Genomic DNA, 21196 nt, shown 5'->3' on the forward strand with positions numbered 1-21196 from the left:
CCCGAGCTTGATCACGCACTCCCAAGTTGCCAGCGCCGAGCAAGGCAGCGCAGGCAAAACGGGCGACACCGCATTGATCAGTCATTACCATCAGCCTCATGGACCTCGTCAGGCGGTTTTTCGGAGACGCGTTCGCTTCTTATTGCCTCAACATCCCAGCGGGCGAGCTAGATGCAACCATCCTATCCCTAGCCCAATCTTCGACCGTAGCCGAGTTGCGAGAATTCGCCCAGAATTTGAAGCAGAATCCCGACGAGGTGATCCAACGGATCTCAATGTCCACGATTCTCCAATATCACACACCATCTCAAATGTCGGTACCCAACGCCCTTCGCCAGCAATGCGGAGGTGAGATTGCCGCCCGGTCCAGCGTAGACCCGGTCGAATCAGCCATATTTCAACTTGCACGCGACGCGTACCCGGCCTGTTTGATGCCGGCACCATCAAGCAAAGCCGCTTACGGCCACTCAGGGGTGAGCACGTCCGTATACCAGAACCCAACATGTCGAGACGCGGTGCGTGCAGTATTGGCCGACGCTTCACTTAGTCGGCTATTCCCGGACGGCATCCCAAATAGCGACTCATCACCTGGAATTGAAATCGGAGCAGGCATCACTTCCGGCGCCATTTGGTCGAACGGCAGCGGCGGTAGTCTCCAACTCATCGGTCTAATCACGGGGATCTTGGAGTATGCCGCGCGCCGGATTTCCACTACCCCATCACCCGAGGAGTATTTTTCCTTGGTGGCTGACGCGCTCAAGACGGCACGAACCTTGTCCGAGAAGAAGCCGACGTCGACTTACACGCTGGTAGGCCTCAAGAACGTCACCGTGACCGCCGAGAAGCCAATCACCTTCCAGGGTGGCCAACTGCGACACCCCACCCCTGGCGACCTGGCGGACCTTATGGGCCAGGAGGGAATCACTTCCGTACTGGAAGTCAGGTCATCCCTCCAGCTTCTCAGCATCAGGCCAGCCAACACTAGCGACGAAATAGTGTCTGCCGAGTATGAAAAACTCAGGCCCACATTCGAGAAAAATGCAGCGGAAACACGAAGACTGATTGACCTTGCGCGACTTTCAATCCTGTTTGCCTCCGATGGCAGCCCCGCCGCACCGGTAGATGTCGCCACAACTACCCTAAATCCCATCGCGAGCGGGAAGTCGGTTGGACTCTCAATTCAGAGCTATATGCCGAACATTGTGACACCCATCACCGTTAGCGCAGACATTGAAAGCCAGATTCAATACTGGTCGAAGAGAGTAGCGAACCATCCGGGAAATCTCGATATGGGAATGCGTCGCCTACTATCGGCAGTGTCAGCCCGCTTTGACCCTATGGATGCATTCGTTGACGCCGTCATCTGCTGGGAGAATATGTTCGGAACGAATCAAGGAGAGGTGGGCTTCAGGGTGGCCGCCTCTATGGCACATCTATTGGAACAAGAGGATCCGGTAGCCCGAAAAAAGCTTTTCACCGAAATCAAGAACCTGTATGCCGTCCGCAGCAAACTTGTACACGGGGCGAAGGAACCAAACATTCAAGACGCATACAGCCACAGGGATCGTTCAATCGAAATCGCGATCAACGCGTTCAAGGGTTTGTATGACCGTCAGGATCTACTAGCAGTCGATTCTGCGTCGCGAGGAAATATTCTACTAATTGGCTCGTGACACGCGCGCGTTCCAGGACTAGAGATGGGCAGCCGGATGGGAGGCATCTGGACGGCCCGTGAGCATCCGTTTTGCCCCTCGTACCGGGCACGGGGGGGCAAGACTTCTCGGAGGCTCACCGCTCGCCGATGTCCGCCGACGGCCGTCACGCGGCCGATATAGATGCCGGAGCGGGCGTCCTGTCAGCCAGGTTATGGCCACTGTCGAGCCTTGCCACACGCTGAGCAAGCCATCCTGAGACTCGCGGTCCGCCGTTTACCGCCCCGCCTTCCGTGACTGTGCGGAGGTGCTCGAAGCCGTGGCGCAGGTAGTAGCGCTGAAGTGCCTCGTTCGTTGTCCACGCGTCGAGGCGGAGCCAGGACGCACCAGCCCGACAGGCTCGATCGCCGGCCCAATCGAGCATCCGCCCGCCGAGGTCCCGCCCCGCGTGCGTCCTGGCGACCGTCAGCTTGTTGGCACCGGGCTCCGCTACCGCGCCCGGTACATCGGCCCCGACGGTACCGAGAAGAGCAAGTCGTTCCCGGACAAGCAGAAGCGCCTCGCTGACATGTGGCTGAACGAAACTGCGGCCGACATGTCCCGGGGCCAGTACGTGGATCCTCGCTCCAACCGCATCACCTTCCGCCAGTTCGCCGAAAAGTGGGTGAAGACCCACGCGACGGAGATCAAAGCCGTGAGGCGGCGGAGCGACGACTGAGGCTGCACGCGTATCCCTACATCGGGACCCGCCCCATGCCCTCGTTCCAGCCGGGACACATCCGGATCTGGCTGGGTGAGCTGAAGAAGAACGTGCCCGTATCCTCGCACCGACGGATCATCTTCGGAACGGTCAGCGCCGCGTTCGCAGCCGCCGTGGACGACGGACAAGAACCCCTGCCGAGCCCGGTCGGTGCAGGTGCCCAAGCCCGCCCCACCACGCGTCACGCCCTGGACCACCGCGCAGGTACTGGCAGTGCGGGCCGCCCTCCCCGGACATCTACGGACCATTGCCGACGTCGCCAGTGGCTGCGGCCTTCGACAGGGGGAGGTGTTCGGGCTGTCCGAGGACGAGATCGACTACGAGGGTGAGTGGCTGCGTGTGGAGCACCAGCTCAAGCGCATCCGGGGAAACTACGTCTTCGCCCCTCCAAAGGGCGCCAAAGCACGCTCCGTGCCGTTGCCCGGGTCCGTCGCAGCGGCACTAATCGCACATTCCAAGCTCCACCCCCCGGTAACGGTCACCCTGCCTTGGCGGACTCCGGACGGCCCGCCCGTCACGAAGTCTCTCGTCTTCCCCAGCCTGCGTGACACCTTTGTCCGCGTCAGCCACTTCAACGACAACAAGTGGAAGCCCGCTCTTGCGGTGGCTGGCATCATCCCGCCGGTGGAGGCAGACGAGCGGTACGCCTCAGCGCCCCAGCACGGACTGCACGCGCTGCGGCACTTCTACGCATCCGTTCTCCTGGACGCCGGCGAAAACATCAGGGCTCTGAGTCAGTACCTCGGCCACGCCGATCCAGGCTTCACGCTGCGGACGTACACCCACCTGATGCCCAGCAGTGAGGGTCGAACGCGAAGGGCCATCGACGGGCTCTTCAGAGCCGCGCCGGACCATGATCACGGCCCCGAAACGGCAGAGTGACCCAGCCGCTCCCCCCGCGTCGAGACGCCATGTGCAGCCCCACCTCATTCTCCGGCCGAAATGGAGGGCGGCCGGTACGCCGCGGCGCGGGTCACTACACGCTCACCTGGTACTTCTACGCCACGGGAGCCCTGGAGGCAAAAGAGCCTATGCATTCCCTCAGCCGGTACGGTTTTCGCTGGCCCCCAGGATGAAGGAGGGCGCCCTAACTTGCTCCCCGGTCTGCGTCACACCGTGCCGCTGTGCCGTTAGAAGAAATGCATCGTAGGCCTCCACCAGTTCATCCGAGCGTGCATTCAGCTCACGCATCGCACGCTCATAACGCTCAGGCTGATCGAATTCCCACTCCCTAGGAATGGCCAACCTATTCGGATTTCCTGGACTATCTATCCACATGTATTCATTCACACATCTGATGAATCTCTCGACGCAAGCAGTAAGCTCTCGGTATGTCGGTTCAATTTCCTCGTGATCGAACCCCCGAGGGTCTCGATCTCGACTCCTCTGCAAGGCGTCAAGCGGATCAACCATAGAGTGCTCAAAACTGGTACAGATGAAGCCGTGCTTCAGCCACTCCACAGTCCTCCCATCGGGATGAAGCGACGTAGTGAGTGCGAAGAAGAGGTTACGGTCGTGCTGAGTCGGCTCCCTCAATCTGCTTCTCAGCGCACGCAACTCGCCCGCCTTCCGCGAATTCAACTCCACGAGTGCAATGACCACATAAACCGACACTAGACACAGACCTGTCGGAATGATCCAGTAGTCCTTGCACCATCTCCGAAACGTGTCCGATGCCAGCAACGCGACAACAGCCGCCGTATCGGCCACGAGACCCGTGAAAACGGCTGCCGAACCAGCAGAAACCCGCTCCGTAAACCCACTCTGCTGCATGCCGGTGAGTGTAGCTTCGACCGATCCCCTCTGGCGTGCTATTCACGCACCACCTGACGCCAGGGGGACGTCGGGCGTGGGGGCGAACACACGCTCACGGCCCAGAGGCGGCCCAGCGGGCCCTAGCACCCCTCGATCTACGCGAAACCTGCTGGTCAGGCTATAAATCCACTCGCTGGTTGAAGTTCCATCTACTTCTGGCCGATCTACACGGGCCAGACCCTGCCGATGGACTCCTAGCGCGGCCGCATGTGGCTGACACCTGGGTCTAGCAGGCGCGAAGACGAAGGCCGGGACGCGTCGTGCGGGTCCCGGCCTTCGTCATGACCGGGCCCCGCCGGATGTTCCGGTCCGGTAACAGGTGTCGCACGGATTCACTGCGCAGCGTAAGGTCCGAGCCAAGGGTTCTTTGAACGCGTTCAGGGACCGTGGACCCGGGGGATGGGGACGAAGTGAACGGGGCAGCGAAGGGCGCCGTCATCGGCGGCGTGTTTCTGGCGATGCTCGGCGGTGCCGGGTACGGGGTGTACGCCCTGGTCGGGGGTTCGGACGGCGACGCGAAGGACGGGGAGAGCTCCGCGCGGGCGGAGAAGGGCAGTGGGCCGGTCAGCGCCAAGGAGACGGCCGCGACCGCCAAGGCGTTCCTGGCCGCGTGGGCGGCCGGGGAGGCGGGGGTGGCCGCCGAACTGACCAACAACAACGCGGCCGCGCTGGCCGCGGTCGGGGATTTCAAGACCAAGGCGTACGTGTCGAAGGCCGTCATCACACCCGGCGCGCCGAACGGCACCACCGTGCCCTTCAAGGTCGAGGCGGAGATCACGTACGAGGGCACGACCAAGCCGCTCGCCTACGACTCCCAGCTGACCGTCGTACGGGGCCTGACCAGCGGAAAGCCGCTCGTCGACTGGCAGCCCTCGGTGATCCACCCGCAGCTCCAGAAGGACGAGAGGCTACGGGCGGGCACCCCGGCGAACCCGCCGGTCAAGGCGCTCGACCGCAACGGCAAGGAGCTGACGGCCGAGCAGTACCCGTCGCTGCGCGCCGTCCTGGACGACCTGCGCAAGGCGTACGGGGAGAAGGCGGGCGGCGCCAAGGGCGCGGAGGTGTGGATCGAGCCCGCCGCCCAGGACGCGCCGCGGCGGACCCTGCTCACGCTCGCCGAGGGCCGGCCCGGGGAGATCCAGACCGTACTGGACGCGGAGGTGCAGGCCGCGGCGGAGAAGGCCGTGGCGAAGCACGCCGAGGCCTCCGTGGTCGCGGTCAAGCCGAGCACCGGCGAGATCCTGGCCGTGGCCAACCACCGCAAGGACGGCTTCAACGCGGCGATGAAGGGGGCCCGCGCCCCGGGGTCGACGATGAAGATCGTGACGGGGGCCATGCTGATCGAGAAGGGCCTGGTGTCGGCGGACAAGCCGGCCGCCTGCCCGGCGACCGCCACGTGGGAGGGGAAGTCCTTCCACAACCTGAACCACTTCGCGTCGGAGGGCGAGCCCTTCGCGTCGAGCTTCGCCAAGTCCTGCAACACCGCCTTCATCAGCCTGATCGACGACGTGAAGGACAACAGCGCGCTGCCGCGGGAGGCGAAGGAGGTCTTCGGGATCGGGCTCGACTGGAAGACCGGGGTGGTCTCGGTGGACGGTTCGGTCCCGGAGGTCTCGGGGGCGGGCGCGGCCGCCGCGTACATCGGCCAGGGCACGATCACCATGAACCCGCTGAACGTGGCCTCGATCACCGCGACCGCCCGGACGGGGGTGTTCCGTCAGCCGGTGATCGTGAAGGCCTCCCTGGACGGGCGCACCCTCGCCACCGCCTCGCGCTCACTGAAGCCGGGGGTGTCCGCGCAGCTGGTCAAGATGATGAAGCTGACGGCGACCAGCGGCACCGGCCGTGAGGCGATGGCCTCGGTCGGCGGCTCGGACAAGGGCGCGAAGACCGGCTCCGCGGAGGTCGACGGCGCGGGCAGCCCGGACAGCTGGTTCACCGGCTTCAGCGGCGACGTGGCCGCGGCGGCCATGGTCGAGGGCGGCGGCCACGGCGGCGAGACGGCGGGCCCGATCGTCGCGGAGGTCCTGAACGCGGGCTGACCCCGCGCAGACTTCCTAGCCCAGCGCGGACCGCAGGGCCCGTACGAGCGCCTGAGCGCGGGGGTCGGCCGTCACCGACTTGGCCAGGGCGTTGGTCACGTAGCCGAAGCCGATGCCCGCCTCCGGGTCCGCGAAGGCCAGCGAGCCGCCGCGGCCCGGGTGCCCGAAGGAGGCCGGGGACAGGAGCGGGGAGGCCGGGCCGTGCAGCATGTAGCCGGGGCCGAAGCGGGTGTTCACGACCAGCACCCGGTCGGGGCCGGCGGACAGCTCGCGGCCGGCGAGGGCGGTGGTCTCCGGGGTGAAGATCCGCGCGCCGTCCTCCACCACGCCGATCGTGGCCCCGTAGAAGCGGGCCAGGGCGCGGGCCGTGCCGATGCCCGCCGAAGCGGGGAGCTCGGCGGCCCGGTAGGCGGGGGCGTTCTCGTCGGGCATCGGGTCGATGGCCGCGAACGCGCGGCGGGTGAGGGAGTGCGGGTCGGCGTAGGCCTCGGAGACGTTGCGCCGCGGCCGGGTCTTGAGCAGGCCCGCGCTGGCGGGCGGGTCGACCGGGGCCACCCGGCCCACCCGGTGGGCCTGGTCCTGCGGCAGGCCGATCCAGAAGTCCAGGCCCAGCGGCTCGGCGATCTCCTCCGCCAGGACCGAGCCCAGCGTGCGGCCGGTCGCCCGCAGCACCAGCTCGGACAGCAGCCAGCTGTAGGTCTGCGCGTGGTAGCCGTGCTCGCTCCCCGGCTCCCAGAAGGGACGCTGCGCGGCGACCGCGCGCGCCCCGGACACCCCGTCCGCGGCCTCGGCGGCGGTCAGCCCCCGGTCCAGGGCCGGGACGCCCGCGCGGTGGGCGAGCAGGTCCCGGACCAGGACCTTGTCCTTGCCGCCCGTCGCGAACTCCGGCCAGTACGAGCCCACCGGCGCGGCCACGTCGAGCAGCCCGCGCTGGTGCAGCAGCAGGGGTACGGCGGCGGCCACGCCCTTGGTCGCGGAGCGGACGACCTGGGCGGTGTCCTCGGTCCAGGCCTCGGCGCCGTCGGCGTCCTTGGTGCCGCCCCACAGGTCGACGACCTTGCGGCCGTCCCGGTAGACGGCGACGGCCGCGCCCCGGTCCCCGAGCACCTCGAAGTTGCGTACGAACGCGTCTCTGACGGGCTCGAAGCCCTCCGCCACCACACCCTGGATGTCCACGAGCAGTGCAACCACCGACGGCCGGTGCTTATGCCACCAGGGCTTATGCGACCACGGCTTGTGCGACCACGGCTTATGCCACCGCCACCGAGCGGGGGTCGAAGCCGAAGGGCAGCTCCAGCCGGTGCGCCCGCATCAGCTTCTCGTCGCACAGGAGGTCCTGCGTGCGGCCGTCCGCGGCGATGACCCCCTCGCTGAGGATCACCGAGCGCGGGCACAGCTCCAGCGCGTACGGCAGGTCGTGCGTCACCATCAGCACCGTCACGTCGAGCGAGCGCAGGATGTCCGCGAGCTCGCGGCGCGAGGCCGGGTCCAGGTTCGACGAGGGCTCGTCGAGGACCAGGATCTCGGGCCGCATGGCCAGGACGGTCGCCACCGCGACGCGGCGGCGCTGCCCGAAGGACAGGTGGTGGGGCGGCCGGTCGGCGAACTGCGCCATGCCGACCTGGTCCAGGGCGGCCCGTACCCGCTCCTCCAGCTCCGCGCCCCGCAGGCCGGCCGCCGCCGGTCCGAAGGCCACGTCCTCGCGCACGGTCGGCATGAACAGCTGGTCGTCGGGGTCCTGGAAGACGATCCCGACCCGGCGCCGGACCTCGGCGAAGTTCCGCTTCTCCACCGGCAGCCCGGCCACGCTCACCGAGCCGACGCCGCCGGTGAGGATGCCGTTGAGGTGCAGGACGAGGGTGGTCTTGCCGGCGCCGTTGGGGCCGAGGAGGGCGACGCGCTCGCCGCGCCCGACGGTGAGGTCGACCCCGAAGAGGGCCTGGTGGCCGTCGGGATAGGCGTAGGCGAGGCCGGTCACCTCAAGGGAGGGGGGCGGGGTGGCGGAGGCGGACGGGGCGGAGGGGGATGCGTTCACAGGGTCCAGCCCATCAGACAGACGGCCAGGGCCGTCAGCGGGAGTACGGCCGCGTACGCCCACTGGGCGCGCGTGGCCGTGACGTCGTCGATCACCGGCATCGAGCCGGCGTAGCCGCGGCTGACCATCGCGAGGTAGACCCGCTCGCCGCGCTCGTAGGAGCGGATGAACAGCGCGCCGGCCGTCTTGGCCAGCACCCCCCAGTGCCGGATCCCGCTGGCCTCGAACCCGCGCGAGCGGCGGGCGATGGACATGCGGCGCAGCTCGTCGCCGATCACGTCGCCGTAGCGGATCATGAAGGTCGCGATCTGCACGAGCAGCGGCGGCAGCCGCAGCCGTTGCAGGCCGAGGAGCAGGGCCCGCAGTTCGGTCGTGGAGGCGAGCAGGACGGAGGCGGCCACGCCGAGGGTTCCCTTGGCGAGGACGTTCCAGGCGCCCCACAGGCCGGAGACGCTGAGCGACATGCCGAGCACCTCCACACGCTCGCCCTGCGCCACGAAGGGCATGAGCACGGCGAAGGCGACGAAGGGCACCTCGATCAGCAGCCGCCGCAGCAGGAAGCCGGCCGGGATCCGGGCCGCGGCCGCGGTCCCCGCGAGGAGGACGGCGTACAGGCCGAAGGCCCACACCGCCTCGCGCGGTGTGGACACGACGATCAGGACGAACGCGAAGGTCGCGGCGAGCTTGCAGTGCGGGGGCAGCTCGTGGACCGGCGAGTGGCCGTGCCGGTACAGCTTGTGGGCGTGTCCCGCTCCCATCTCAGACGGCCGAGGGCTCGGCGGCGGTGGCGTCGGAGCCGGTGGCGGTGGCGCGACGGCGCACGACCCAGAAGACGCCGGTGCCGACGGCGACGGTCGCCCCGACGCCCAGGGCGCCCGCGAGGCCGCCGGAGAGACGGGCGTCGGCGACGTCCTTCACGGCGTAGTCGGCGAGCGGGGAGTCCTTCGCCGCGTGCTCCTCGACCTTCTGGTCGATGCCCTGGTCGGCGGCGACCTTCTCCAGACCGTCGGGGCTGGCGGAGGCGTAGAAGGAGACGAACCCGGCGAGGACGAGCGCGGTGACCAGGCCGGTGGCCCAGACCGCCGTGGTGGAGCGGGCGGCCACCGGGGAGGCGGCGGGCGCGGGGGCGTCGACCAGCTCGCCGCCGATGCGCAGCTTCAGCCGGGTGGTCAGCCCGCGGGCCCCGTGGACCAGGTCGGGGCGTACGGCGATCACGGCGCCGACGGTGGCCGCGGTGATGGCGGCTTCGCCGATGCCGATGAGCACGTGCACGCCGACCATGGCGGTGAGCACCTTGCCGAGGGGCACGTCGGTCGTGCCGCCGACGGCGTAGACGGCGGTGAAGGCGGCGGCCGCGCCCGGCACCGAGAGCAGGGCTCCGGCGAAGGCGGCGACGGTCACCGAGCGGCGGCCGGCCGGCAGCAGCTTGAGCAGCCCGCGGAAGACGCCGTAGGCGATGACGACGGTGACGACGCCCATGACGGTGATGTTCACCCCGAGGGCGGTCAGCCCGCCGTCGGCGAAGAGGATGCCCTGCATGAGCAGGACGACGGACACGCAGAGCACGCCCGTGTAGGGGCCGACGAGTATGGCGGCGAGCGCCCCGCCCAGCAGGTGGCCGCTGGTGCCGGCGGCGACGGGGAAGTTCAGCATCTGGACGGCGAAGATGAAGGCGGCGACGAGGCCGGCGAGGGGTGCGGTCCGCTCTCCTCCCATGCCCTCGGCCTGGGAGGAGAGGCCGCCGAGCTCACGTCGGGCGCCGCGCAGGCTCACGGCCACCGCGGCGGCGGCGACCACTCCGGCGGCCACCGAGACGGGTGTGTTGATGAATCCGTCGGGCACATGCATGGAGGGACTCCGCTTCTCACAGTCTTGAACCGTTCAAGAGTAGGGCCCTGTTGCAAATCGTTGGCAAGAGCGTCTGCGTCACAAAAAGTTCCGTGCGGTTTCGTCGGAATGTGCGAGGCTGGAGGACAAACGGACGCATATGTTCCGAATTGAGGAGTCTTGTCGTGTCAGCCACCGCCGAGAATCCCCCCGCGAGCGCGACGGCGACCGCGACCTCAACCACCCTCACGACCGCGACCGCGACGACGACCGCGACGGCCGTCGAGGAGCGCGTGACCGCCCGCGTGATCAGCGACGACCCCCTCTACCGCAAGGTCCCCGTGGCCCTGCGCTTCGCCGAGGCCGAGCCGCTGGCCGTACGGATCGTCTTCCCCGCGGACCTGTCCCCCGAGGGCACCGACAACGTGTGGGTCCTGCCCCGCGCCCTGCTGGAGGCCGGCCTCCAGGCCCCGACCGGAACCGGGGACGTACGCGTCTGGCCCTGCGGCCGCGTCCAGGCCGTCGTGGAGTTCCATTCCCCCGAGGGCGTCGCCGTGGTGCAGTTCGACAGCGTGGCCCTGCGCCGCTTCCTGCGCCGCACCTACGCCGCCCCCGCCACCCGTTAGGCCCAACGCGCCCCCGCGGAACGCGAAAAAAGCACCCCGGCCCCGTACCCCCTGGTGATCAGGCGGTACGGGGCCGGGGTGTCGGCCGTCCGGGAGGAGGTCAGGCGTTGACCAGCTCGCGGTCCTTGCCCGGGCCCTCGGTGGCCTTCGGGGACTCCCCGAGGTGCTTGCGCAGGCTCTCGCCCTCCACGTCCACGTTCGGCAGCAGCCGGTCCAGCCACTTCGGCAGCCACCAGGCCTTGTGCCCGAGCAGCGCCAGTACGGCCGGGACGATGGCCATGCGGACCACGAAGGCGTCGAAGAACACGGCGACGGCCAGACCGAAGCCGATCATCTTGATCATCTGGTCGGTGGCCCCGAGGAAGCCCGCGAACACCGCGATCATGATCACGGCGGCGGCCACGACGACCCGCGCGCTGTAGCGGAAGCCGGTCACCACGGCCTGGCCCGGGCGCTCGCCGTGGACGTACGCCTCACGCATACGGGTGACGAGGAAGACCTCGTAGTCCATGGCCAGACCGAAGACGACGCCCACCATGAAGATCGGCATCATCGACATGATCGGGCCGGTCTGCTCCACCCCGAAGAGCGAGCCGAGCCAGCCCCACTGGAAGACCGCGACGACCGCGCCGAGGGCGGCGACGACCGAGAGCAGGAAGCCGAGGGCCGCCTTGAGCGGGACCAGGATCGAGCGGAAGACGAGCATCAGCAGCAGGAAGGCCAGGCCGACGACGAGCGCCAGGTAGGGCAGCAGCGCGTCGTTCATCTTCTGCGTGAAGTCGATCTCCATCGCGGTGGCTCCGGTGACGAGGACGTCGTCCCCGCTGCCGTCGCGGATCTCCTGGACCAGGTCCTTGGTCTGCGTGGAGATCCCGCGCTCCTTGGGGATGACGGTGATCACCGCGGCGTCGCCGGCCTTGTTGAGGTTCGGCGGGGTGACCGCGACCACGCCGTCCAGGCCCTTGATCCGGTCGACGGTCTTGTCGGCGAGCGCCTTGTCGCCGTCGACGACCACCATCAGCGGGCCGTTGAAGCCCGGACCGAAGCCCTCGGACAGCATTTCGTACGCCTGGCGCTGGGTGGTGGAGACCGGCAGGGAGCCGTCGTCCGGCAGCGCCATCTCCAGCTTGCTGGCCGGTACGGCGATGATCCCGAGGCCGATCACACCGGCGAGGAGCACCATGACCGGGCGGCGCAGGACGAAGCGGGCCCAGCGGGTGCCGCCGTTGGGCTTCTCCTCGGCGCCGGCGGCCTTGTTGGCGCCCTTGCCGAAGAGCCTGCTCTTCTGGCCGGCGGGCAGGACCTTCTTGCCGGCGAATCCGAGGATGGCCGGGACGAGGGTGAGGGCGACGAGCACGGCGATGACGACGGTGCCGGCGGCCGCGAAGCCCATCTTGGTCAGCATCGGGATGTTGACGACGGCGAGGCCCACGAGGGCGATGACGACGGTCAGACCGGCGAAGACGACGGCGGAACCAGCGGTTCCGGCCGCCCGGCCGGCGGCTTCGTCCCGCTCGCGGCCCTCGGCGAGCTCCGCGCGGTAGCGGGAGACGATGAAGAGGGCGTAGTCGATGCCGACCGCGAGGCCGATCATCATCGCGAGCGTGGAGGTGGTGGTGCCGAGGTCCAGCACGTTGGCGAGCGCGGTGATGGAGGAGACGCCGATGCCGACGCCGATCAGCGCGGTCAGCAGCGGCAGACCGGCCGCGATCAGCGAACCGAAGGTGATCACCAGGACGATCGCGGCGACCGCGATGCCGATGATCTCGCCGGAGCCGGTCTCGGGGGCCGTCATCAGCGCGTCGCCGCCGATCTGGACGTTCAGCCCCGCGGCCTTGGCCTGCGTGCCGGAGTCCTTGAGCGCGTCGCGGGTGACGTCCTTGAGCTCCATGCCGCTGACGTCGTACTTGGCGCTGATGTAGGTGGTGGAGCCGTCCTGGCTCACCGCCTGCGTCTCGTACGGGTCGGTGACCGAGGAGACCTGCTCCGCGCCCGGGCCGGACTTCAGCGCGGCGACGATCTTCTGGACCTCGGCCTTGGGGCCGGGGTCGGTGACCTTGGCGCCCTCGGGCGCCTTGACCACGATGCGAGCGGTGGCGCCGTCGGCGGCCAGGCCCGGGAAGCGCTGATCCAGCAGGTCGAAGGCCTTCTGGGCCTCCGTGCCGGGTATCGAGAACGAGCCGGAGGTGGGCGCGGACGCCGTGGCCGCGCCGAAGACGGCGGCGAACAGCAGCAGCACCCAGGCCAGGGCGACGAGCCCGCGGCGCCTGAAGGCGCCCTTGCCGATGCGATAGAGGAAGGTGGCCACGTCGGTGGTTCTCCCGTTCAGGTCGTGGGATGGATCCGGCGGGACGGGTCCCGTGGATCAGGGCGTGAAAAGCCGGCCCGACGACGAGAGCGGCGTGTCAGGAGCAGCAGGAGCGAGGAAGGGACGGGGACGGGGCGGATCAGACGCCGAGGGCGGGGAAGACCACGGCGTCGATGAAGTCACCGAGGAACGCCCGGTCCACCGGGCGGTCCTCGATCAGCGGGAGCGCGATGAACGTCCCGATGAGCATGTGCGGTACGAAATCCAGGGCCGGGCACCCGGGAGCGATCTCGCCCCGGTCGACCGCGCGCTGCAGCATCACCTGCAGCCCGGTGATCTCCGGGTCGACCAACAGGTCCCGCAGCGCCCGGTGGAGCTCGGGGCTCTCGTGGACCGCATGGGCCAGGCCCCGCATCAGCGCGGTGTCCTTGGCCATCTGCGCGTCGTCCGAGTGCTCCACCATGAGCGCGAAGTCACCGCGGAGGCTGCCCGTGTCGATCTCCCGCAGCGAGACGGGCTGCGTACATCGAAGGGCCTTGGCGACCAGCTCCGGCTTGCTCCCCCACTGGCGGTAGAGGGTGGCCTTGCTGGATTTCGTACGGGCGGCGACCGCGTCCATGGTCAGCGCCTCGTAGCCGACGTCACGCAGGAGGTCGAGGACCGCCTCGTGCAGTTCGGCCTGACGTTCGGGGGTGATCCGGCTGCGCCGGGCCGCGATCGCCTCGGTCATCTCCGTGTCTCCCGTCCGAACGCCCCACGCGTGGGAACGAAACTACTTCGTACGCTTAAGACGATACCCCGACCCCCCAGCGAAACGAAACCGTTCCGTTTCGCTTCCGGCGGTGACCTGGATCACCTGTACGAGTTGCCAGGGCCCCCCGGCACGGAAAGCATTGGGGGGTGAGTCACGACGTCGCGTACCTCCGGTTCCCGCACCTGCACGACGACCTCCTGTGCTTCGCCACCGAGGACGACCTCTGGGTCGCCCCGCTGGTCCCCGACGGCGAAGTCCCCGGCCGGGCCTGGCGGATCACCGTCGACCGCACCCGGGTCAGCCATCCCCGCTTCTCCCCCGACGGCCGGCACATCGCCTTCACCACCTGGCGCAGCCTCGACCCGGAGATCCACCTCGTCCCCGTCGACGGCGGCCCCGCCCGCCAGCTCAGCTACTGGGGCGCCACCGACACCCGCGTCTGCGGCTGGGACCCCGACGGCAACGTCCTCGCGGTCTCCTCGCACGGGCAGCCCTTCTCGCACTACGCCTGGGCCTACAAGGTGCCCACGGACGGCAGCCCCGGCGGCCGCCTGCCCTGGGGGCCCTGCTCCGACATCCAGGTCGCCGACATCGGCGGGGAGCACCGCAGCCTGCTGCTCACCGGGAAGCCCCCGCACGAGCCCGCCGCCTGGAAGCGCTACCGCGGCGGCGCCACCGGCCGCCTGTGGCTGCACGGCGAACGGCTCCTGGAGGACATCGAGGGCCACCTCGACGCCCCCATGTTCGTCGACGGGCGCATCGCCTTCCTCTCCGACCACGAGGGCATCGGCAACCTTTACTCCTGCCTGCCCGACGGCACCGACCTGCGCCGCCACACCGACCACGAGGAGTTCTACGCCCGGCACGCCTCCAGCGACGGCCGCCGCATCGTCTACCAGTGCGCCGGGGACATCTGGCTCGTCGAATCCCTGGCCCCCGACGCCGTCCCGCGCAAGCTCCGGGTCCGGCTGGGGGGCGCGCGCGCCGGCCGGCGCCCCTACCAGGTCGCGGCCGCCCACCACGTCGACTCGCTCTCCGTGGACACCACCGGCCGGGCCAGCGCGGTCGTGGTGCGCGGCAGCCTGTACTGGCTGACCCACCGCGACGGACCCGCCCGGACCATCGCCGACACCCCGGGCGTGCGGGTGCGGCTGCCGGAGATGCTCGGCAGCGGCGGTCAGGTCGCCTACGTGACCGACGCCGAGGGCGAGGACGCGATCGAGATCGCCTCCCTGCCGCGGGCCTCGGGCGAGCGGGAGCCGCGCCGGCTCGCCTCGGGCCGGCTGGGACGCGTCACCGAGCTGCTCTCCGACCCGGAAGGCGAGCGGCTCGCCATCGCCTCCAACGACGGGCGGCTCCTGCTCATCACTGTGTCCGAAAAAGCGGCTGACGCCGCGGGCACGGAGGAGTCCAACGGCGAGGTCACCGAGCTGATCCGGTCCATCAACGGACCCGTCACCGACCTGGCCTTCTCCCCCGACGGCGCGTGGCTGACGTGGTCGCACCCGGGCATCGGCCGCTCGCTGCGGCAGATCAAGATGGCCAGGATCTCCGGCCCCGGCGCGCACACGATCGTCGACGTCACCAACGGCCGCTTCGAGGACGAAAACCCGGTCTTCACCCGGGACGGCCGCTACCTGGCCTTCCTGTCGTGGCGCGGTTTCGACCCGGTGTACGACGTGCACACCGGCGACCTGTCCTTCCCGCTGGGCTGCCGCCCGTACCTGGTGCCGCTGTCCTCCGCGACCCCCTCCCCCTTCGCGCTCTCCGCCGAGGGGCGGCCCGCGGCGGGCGGCCTGGACCCGGTCGAGGGCGACACGGGCGACGGCACCGTGACCGTGGAGGTGGAGGGGCTGGAGAGCAGGGTCACCCCCTTCCCGGTGACCGCGTCCAAGTACTCGGCCCTGTACCCGGTCAGCGGCGGCGGCCTGGTGTGGCTGCGCTGGCCGATCTCGGGCGCGCTCGGCGAGACCTTCGCCAACCCGGCCGACATCAGCGGCAAGCCGACGCTGGAGCACTTCGACCTCACCAAGGCCCGTAAGACCGAACTGGCCTCGGGACTGGACTGGTTCGCGGTCAGCGGGGACGGCACCCGGCTCGTGATCAACGACGACGGGGAGCTGCGCGCGGTCCCGGCGACCGAGTCGGGCGACAGCGACTCCACCGTCTACCTGGACCTGCGGCGCATCCTGCACGAGGTGGACCCGGCGGCCGAGTGGCGCCAGGCCTTCGAGGAGGCCGGGCGGATCATCCGCGCGTACTTCTGGGAACCCAAGATGTGCGGCATCGACTGGGACGGGGTGCTGAGCCAGTACCGCCCCCTCGTCGAACGGGTCGCCTCCCCGGACGAGTTCGCCGACCTGCTGCGGGAGGTCCTCGGCGAGCTCGGCACCTCGCACGCCTACGTCTCCCCCGCCCGCCGCAACGAGGGCCCCCCGCACTACCAGCGGGCGATCGGCCTGCTCGGCGCCAACCTCGTCCCCCGGGACGGGGCATGGGTGGTCCGGCGGATCCTGCCCGGCGAGTCCTCGGACTCCAAGGCCCGCTCCCCGCTGGCCGGCACCGGCATCCGGGAGGGCGCGGTGCTCACGCACGTGGACGGGCGGCCCGTGGACCCGGTGACCGGGCCCTACCCGCTGCTCGCGGCGGCGGGCGGGACGACGGTGGAGCTGACCTTCGAGCCCGCGGAGGGCGAGGGCCGGGCCCGCCGGGTCGCCGTCGTGCCGCTGATCGACGAGCGGCCGCTGCGCTACCAGGACTGGGTGTCCAAGCGGCGCGCGGTGGTCCGGGAGATCAGCGGCGGCCGGTGCGGCTACCTACACATCCCCGACATGGGCGGCTCGGGCTGGGCGCAGTTCAACCGCGACCTGCGGATGGAGATGTCGCGGCCCGCGCTGATCGTGGACGTGCGCGGCAACGCGGGCGGGCACATCAGCGAGCTCGTGGTGGAGAAGCTGACCCGCTCCATCCTCGGCTGGGACCTGACCCGCGACGCCCAGCCGGTCTCGTACGCCTCCAACGCGCCCCGCGGTCCCATCGTGGCGCTGGCCGACGAGGCGACCTCCTCGGACGGGGACATGATCACCGCGGCCTTCAAGCTGCTGGGCCTCGGCCCGGTGGTGGGCCAGCGCACCTGGGGCGGGGTCGTCGGCATGACCGGCCGGCACACCCTCGGCGACGGCACGGTGATCACGGTGCCGATGAACGCCGCCTGGTTCCCCGAGTACGGGTGGTCGGTGGAGAACCACGGCGTGGAACCGGACCTGGAGATCCAGCGCACCCCGCTGGACTGGGCGGAGGGGCGGCACGCGCAGCTGGACGACGCCGTGCACCTGGCGCTGGAGCTGCTGGAACAGGACCCGGCCGCGGTACCGCCCGGCTACACGGACGTACCGGACCGGCGCCGGCCCAAGCTGCCGCCCAGGCAGTGAGGCACGCAGGAGGGGCGCGGTCCCCGAACGGCGGGACCGCGCCCCTCGGCGCTGTGCTGCGGTGGTGCTTTCGGCGCTGTCCGCGGGTGCTCCCGCGCGTTCAGGCCCGGTCGTCGACCTCGTCGCGTATGCCGTCGAACCTGCGCCTCGGCGCGCCCTCGGCCTCGCTGACGCGCTCCGGCGCCTCGGCGCGGGCGCCCTCCGCGGCCCGCTGGGCCCGCTCCCTGAGCTGCTGCGCCTTGGCCTCGAACTGCTCCCTGATACCCATGCTTTCACTCCCTGAGGGGTGGTGGTGGTCGGGCTCGATCAGGGTGACATGGGAGGACAAACCTCGCATTTCGATCAGCGGTGCTGGGCGCGCTCCTGTTCGTCGGCGGCTCCGCCGGCCCCCACAAGCCCCTTGGACACGCTGCCCAGTCGGGGCTCGAACCGCTTCATCTCCCGCTGTCCGGCCACCGCGATCATCCCGGGCAGGTAGCCGCGCATCCCCTGCATCCCGCGCAGCCACCACTGCGCGTACACGTGCGGCGAGCGCCGCTCGATGCCCGCGACGATGCGGTCGACCGCGGGCCCGAGCGGGTACGTGCGGTTGGACGGCCACGGCAGGCGCTGGCGCAGCTCCCGCATGACGTCGTTCTCGTCGGCGCCGCGCACCATGTCGGTGTCGGTCCAGGAGAGGTAGCCGACGCCGACCTTGACGCCCTTGTAGCCGACCTCGGCGCGCAGGCAGTGGGCGAAGGCCTCGACGCCGGACTTGGAGGCGCAGTAGGCGGTCATCATGGGCGCCGGGGTGAGCGCGGCGAGCGAGGCGATCTGCAGGAAGTAGCCGCGGCTCTCCATGAGTACGGGCAGGAACGCCCGGGCGGTGACGGCGCCGCCGATGAGGTTGACCTCGATCACCCGCCGCCAGGCGTCGGGGTCCGACTCGGCGAACGGGCCGCCGGCGGCCACGCCCGCGTTGGCGACCACGATGTCGACCTTCCCGAAGCGCTGCTTGACCTCCCGCGCGACGCGGGCCATGGCCTCGTGGTCGGTGACGTCGGCGTACCAGTGGTCGCTGTCGGTGTGCAGCCGCTCGGACACCTCCTTGAGCGCCGCCGGCTCCAGACCGACGAGGGCGACCTTCGCGCCGCGGGCGGAGAGCTTGCGCGCGAGCAGCTCACCGACCCCGCGGGCGGCGCCCGTGACGACGGCGACCTGGCCTTCCAGACTCCTGCGCGGACTCATCGCGTCGTCTCCTTCGTGTCGTTCGTGTCGCTCGCGTCGTTCGCATCGCTCGCGTCGCTCGTGCCGTTCGCGGACCGGACGAGGCCCCGTATGACGGCGCTGACGGCCTCGGGGGCCTCGATCGGGGTCATGTGCCCCATGCCGGGGAGCTCGGTGAGGCCCACGCAGTCCGGCAACGCGGCCGCGAGCCGGCGCGCGTGCACGACGGGCGTGAGCCGGTCGGCGGTGCCCGCGACGACGGCGGTCGGCACGGCGAGCCGGGCCACGCCCGCGTCGAGGTCCAGCCCCGCCAGCACCTGGGACCAGGCGTGGCGCACCGCCGTGGGGCACGCGTGGACGATACGGGCGCACGCCTCGACCCGGTCGGGCGCGGAACCGGGGGCCATGGTGGCGTACTTGAGGACCGTGCGGGCCACGGGCGTGACCGGCCCGAGCGGGGCGCGGGACCCGAGGACGGCGCCGGTGATGAGGGCCCGTACCCGCCCGGCGGCCAGCGGCACCACCCGCGCCTCCGCGATCAGCCGCGAGCTGCCGGTACTGCACAGCACCGCGGCCGCGACGTGCTCGGTGAACTCGGGCCGGCCCGCGGCCGCCATGATCGTCATGCCGCCCATGGAGTGCCCGGCGACGACCGCGCGCTCCCCGGGGGCGAGGGCGGCGCCGAGCACCGCCACGAGGTCGTCCGCCAGGGCGGTGGTGCTGTGCGCCGCGGCGGCGGGGCTGCGGCCGTGGCCCCGCTGGTCGTAGGCGATGACCCGGTGGTCCGTGGCCAGCTCCCGTATCTGCGCGGCCCAGAACGCGGTGGAACAGGTCCAGCCGTGCGCGAGCACCACGGCCGGCGCCCCTTCCTCCCCGTGCACCTCCACGTGCAGCCGGGCCCCGTCGGCCGAGACGGCGACGAGCTCGCGCCGCGCGGCGGGCGGCGCGAACGGCCCGGAGGTGACGTGCGTCAGCCGGCTCACGCGGCGCCCTCCGCGAGCTCCGCGGCCGGGGCGCCTGGCTGGGGCTGCGGCTCCGCTTCGGGTCCCGTGGACACGGGGACCCGCTCGCGCTCCCGGCCGCGGACCCGTACGACCTCGTACTCGGCGAGGTCCACGGTCCGGGTCTCGCGGCGGAACTCGCCCGTCGTGCCCGGCCAGACCGTCGTGTTGCGGCCCTGCGCGTCCAGGTACCAGCTGGTGCAGCCGCCGGTGCTCCACACCGTCCGCTTCATCCGGTCCTGCACGTGCCGGTTCCACTTGTTGACGGCGGAGGGCCGCGCGGACAGCGCGACCTTGCCGCCCAGGCTGCTCCCGCCGAGGACGGCGAGCTGGCGCAGGTAGTCGGCCATGTAGTTGAGCTGCGACTCGATCATCAGGATCATCGAGCTGTTCCCGAGCCCGGTGTTCGGGCCGATGATCGTCATCCAGTTGGGGAAGCCGGCCGCGCTCGCTCCGCGCAGCGAGGCCATCCCGTCCTTCCACTGGGCCGCGAGGGTCTTGCCCTCCGCACCGACCACCCGCTCGGCGATCGGCAGCTCCGTCACGTGGAAGCCGGTCCCGAAGATGATCGCGTCGACCTCGGTGCACGTCCCGTCGGCGGCGACCAGGACCGAGCCCCGGATCTCCTTCAGCCCGGAGGCGACCAGGTCCACGTTGGGCCGGGCCAGGGCCGGGTAGTACGTGCTGGAGAGCAGGATCCGCTTGCAGCCGATCCGGTAGGAGGGCGTCAGCTTGGCGCGCAGCGCTGGGTCCTTGATCGAGCGGGCCATGTTGGCCTTGGCGAGCGCTTCGACCAGCCCGAGCTGGTTCGGCCGCTTGGTGAAGGCGCTGACCTGGAGGTCGCGGATTCCCCACTGCAGGCCGCGGCGCGCCGCCTGCGTGAAGGGCAGCTGGCGGTGCAGCCAGCGCTCCACGGCGGTGATGGCCCGGTCGGTGCGCGGCATGACCCACGGCGGGGTGCGCTGGAACAGCGTCAGGCGCTGCACGTCGGGGGCGATGGCGGGCACGATCTGGATGGCGGAGGCGCCCGTACCGACCACGGCGACGCGCTTGCCGGTGAGGTCGTAGTCGTGGTCCCAGCGCGCGGAGTGGAAGACCTTGCCGGGGAACTGGGCGAGCCCCGGGATCTCGGGCGTCTTGGGCTCGGAGAGCGGACCGGTCGCCGAGACCACCACGTCGGCCGTCAGCTCGCCCCGCGCGGTCTCGATCTCCCAGTGCAGCTCCTCGGCGTCCCAGCGCATCATCCGGACCTCGGACGCGAGCCGGATGTGGGGCCGCAGGCCGAAGGTGTCGGCGACGTGCTCCAGGTAGGCGCGGATGGCCGGCTGCCCGGAGAAGGTCCGGGGCCAGTCCGGATGCGGCGCGAAGGAGAACGAGTAGAGGTGTGAGGGCACGTCGCAGGCGCACCCCGGATAGCTGTTGTCGCGCCAGGTCCCGCCGACCGCGTCACCCCGCTCCAGGACGACGAAGTCGGTGATCCCCTCGCGCCGCAGCCGTACCGCGGCGCCCAGTCCGCTGAATCCGGACCCGATCACCGCCACCCGCACGTGTTCACGCCCGCCCGTGACGCGCCTGCCGCCCGTGCCGGCCGTGCCCGTGCCACCCATGCCGCCCATGTCCGCCGCCTTCCGCTTCATCCGCAGTCCCAGCCACGCAACGCCGCACACCATCGAAACACTGCCAGCAATCACTGGCACAATCGGGAGGGTAGAGCAGCTCCGTACTCATGGGTAGGGGTC

Annotated in this window: 16 protein-coding genes and 1 pseudogene; 5 read left to right on the top strand and 12 right to left on the bottom strand. The window is 70.2% G+C overall.

Features of this window, described 5'->3' with window-relative positions; genetic code table 11:
- Nucleotides 1-98: 98 nt before the first annotated feature.
- Nucleotides 99-1673: a hypothetical protein gene (locus ACF059_RS24225; RefSeq protein ID WP_392060596.1), complete on the top strand. Its 1575-nt coding sequence runs from the start codon at nucleotides 99-101 to the stop codon at nucleotides 1671-1673.
- Between the two features lie 145 nt (nucleotides 1674-1818).
- Here ACF059_RS24225 and ACF059_RS24230 read toward each other — a convergent pair.
- Nucleotides 1819-2127 (bottom strand): annotated as a pseudogene (locus tag ACF059_RS24230) (GNAT family N-acetyltransferase); the annotation flags it as partial.
- A gap of 498 nt (nucleotides 2128-2625) precedes the next feature.
- On the opposite strand from ACF059_RS24230, the gene ACF059_RS24235 reads away from it, so the two are divergent.
- A complete protein-coding gene (locus tag ACF059_RS24235; RefSeq protein ID WP_392060599.1) occupies nucleotides 2626-3294 on the top strand; it encodes a tyrosine-type recombinase/integrase in 669 nt (222 codons plus the stop codon).
- 159 nt (nucleotides 3295-3453) lie between these two features.
- Here ACF059_RS24235 and ACF059_RS24240 read toward each other — a convergent pair whose 3' ends face one another.
- Nucleotides 3454-4185 (bottom strand): hypothetical protein, encoded by a 732-nt coding sequence (locus ACF059_RS24240; RefSeq protein ID WP_392060602.1) that lies wholly within the window; start codon nucleotides 4183-4185, stop codon nucleotides 3454-3456.
- A 452-nt stretch (nucleotides 4186-4637) separates the two neighbouring features.
- Between ACF059_RS24240 and ACF059_RS24245 the strand changes: the two genes are divergently transcribed.
- A complete protein-coding gene (locus ACF059_RS24245; RefSeq protein WP_392060605.1) occupies nucleotides 4638-6269 on the top strand; it encodes a penicillin-binding transpeptidase domain-containing protein in 1632 nt (543 codons plus the stop codon).
- Between the two features lie 15 nt (nucleotides 6270-6284).
- Here ACF059_RS24245 and ACF059_RS24250 read toward each other — a convergent pair whose 3' ends face one another.
- The 4 genes from ACF059_RS24250 to ACF059_RS24265 form a co-directional block, all read right to left on the bottom strand.
- Nucleotides 6285-7451 (bottom strand): serine hydrolase domain-containing protein, encoded by a 1167-nt coding sequence (locus ACF059_RS24250; protein WP_392061209.1) that lies wholly within the window; start codon nucleotides 7449-7451, stop codon nucleotides 6285-6287.
- Between the two features lie 67 nt (nucleotides 7452-7518).
- Nucleotides 7519-8304 carry an energy-coupling factor ABC transporter ATP-binding protein gene (locus tag ACF059_RS24255; protein ID WP_392060608.1) on the bottom strand — a complete coding sequence of 262 codons (786 nt, stop codon included), beginning with the start codon at nucleotides 8302-8304 and terminating at the stop codon, nucleotides 7519-7521.
- The gene (gene cbiQ / locus ACF059_RS24260; RefSeq protein WP_392060611.1) at nucleotides 8301-9062 is read right to left on the bottom strand and encodes a cobalt ECF transporter T component CbiQ; all 762 of its coding nucleotides are present in this window, start codon (nucleotides 9060-9062) and stop codon (nucleotides 8301-8303) included. The genes ACF059_RS24255 and cbiQ overlap by 4 nt, the downstream gene beginning before the upstream one ends.
- Before the next feature lies 1 nt (nucleotide 9063).
- Complete coding sequence (locus ACF059_RS24265) at nucleotides 9064-10152, bottom strand: energy-coupling factor ABC transporter permease (RefSeq protein ID WP_392060614.1); 1089 nt, start codon at nucleotides 10150-10152, stop codon at nucleotides 9064-9066.
- A 164-nt stretch (nucleotides 10153-10316) separates the two neighbouring features.
- On the opposite strand from ACF059_RS24265, the gene ACF059_RS24270 reads away from it, so the two are divergent.
- Nucleotides 10317-10757 carry an SsgA family sporulation/cell division regulator gene (locus ACF059_RS24270; RefSeq protein ID WP_392060617.1) on the top strand — a complete coding sequence of 147 codons (441 nt, stop codon included), beginning with the start codon at nucleotides 10317-10319 and terminating at the stop codon, nucleotides 10755-10757.
- Nucleotides 10758-10857: 100 nt separating this feature from the next.
- On the opposite strand, the gene ACF059_RS24275 is transcribed toward ACF059_RS24270, so the two are convergent.
- Together ACF059_RS24275 and ACF059_RS24280 are read right to left on the bottom strand one after the other, a co-directional pair.
- Entirely contained in the window at nucleotides 10858-13065 is a 2208-nt protein-coding gene (locus ACF059_RS24275; protein WP_392060620.1) for an MMPL family transporter, read from the bottom strand.
- A 139-nt stretch (nucleotides 13066-13204) separates the two neighbouring features.
- A complete protein-coding gene (locus tag ACF059_RS24280; protein WP_392060623.1) occupies nucleotides 13205-13795 on the bottom strand; it encodes a TetR/AcrR family transcriptional regulator in 591 nt (196 codons plus the stop codon).
- Nucleotides 13796-13965: 170 nt separating this feature from the next.
- On the opposite strand from ACF059_RS24280, the gene ACF059_RS24285 reads away from it, so the two are divergent.
- Nucleotides 13966-17250, top strand: a complete 3285-nt coding sequence (locus ACF059_RS24285) for a S41 family peptidase (protein WP_392060626.1) — start codon at nucleotides 13966-13968, stop codon at nucleotides 17248-17250.
- Between the two features lie 100 nt (nucleotides 17251-17350).
- Here the strand turns inward: ACF059_RS24285 and ACF059_RS24290 are convergent, their stop codons facing one another.
- The 4 genes from ACF059_RS24290 to ACF059_RS24305 all read right to left on the bottom strand — a co-directional run bounded on the left by ACF059_RS24290 (nucleotide 17351) and on the right by ACF059_RS24305 (nucleotide 21064).
- The gene (locus ACF059_RS24290) at nucleotides 17351-17518 is read right to left on the bottom strand and encodes a hypothetical protein (protein WP_392060629.1); all 168 of its coding nucleotides are present in this window, start codon (nucleotides 17516-17518) and stop codon (nucleotides 17351-17353) included.
- Nucleotides 17519-17592: 74 nt separating this feature from the next.
- Entirely contained in the window at nucleotides 17593-18477 is an 885-nt protein-coding gene (locus tag ACF059_RS24295; protein ID WP_361939038.1) for an SDR family oxidoreductase, read from the bottom strand.
- On the bottom strand, nucleotides 18474-19439 hold the full coding sequence (locus ACF059_RS24300) for an alpha/beta fold hydrolase (protein WP_392060632.1): 966 nt from the start codon (nucleotides 19437-19439) through the stop codon (nucleotides 18474-18476). Before ACF059_RS24300 ends, ACF059_RS24295 begins: the two co-directional genes overlap by 4 nt.
- Nucleotides 19436-21064: a flavin-containing monooxygenase gene (locus ACF059_RS24305; RefSeq protein ID WP_392061211.1), complete on the bottom strand. Its 1629-nt coding sequence runs from the start codon at nucleotides 21062-21064 to the stop codon at nucleotides 19436-19438. The genes ACF059_RS24300 and ACF059_RS24305 overlap by 4 nt, the downstream gene beginning before the upstream one ends.
- Nucleotides 21065-21196: the final 132 nt, after the last annotated feature.

It is taken from the genome of Streptomyces sp. NPDC016562, from assembly GCF_043076955.1.
In the GTDB taxonomy this organism is placed as follows: Bacteria; Actinomycetota; Actinomycetes; order Streptomycetales; family Streptomycetaceae; genus Streptomyces.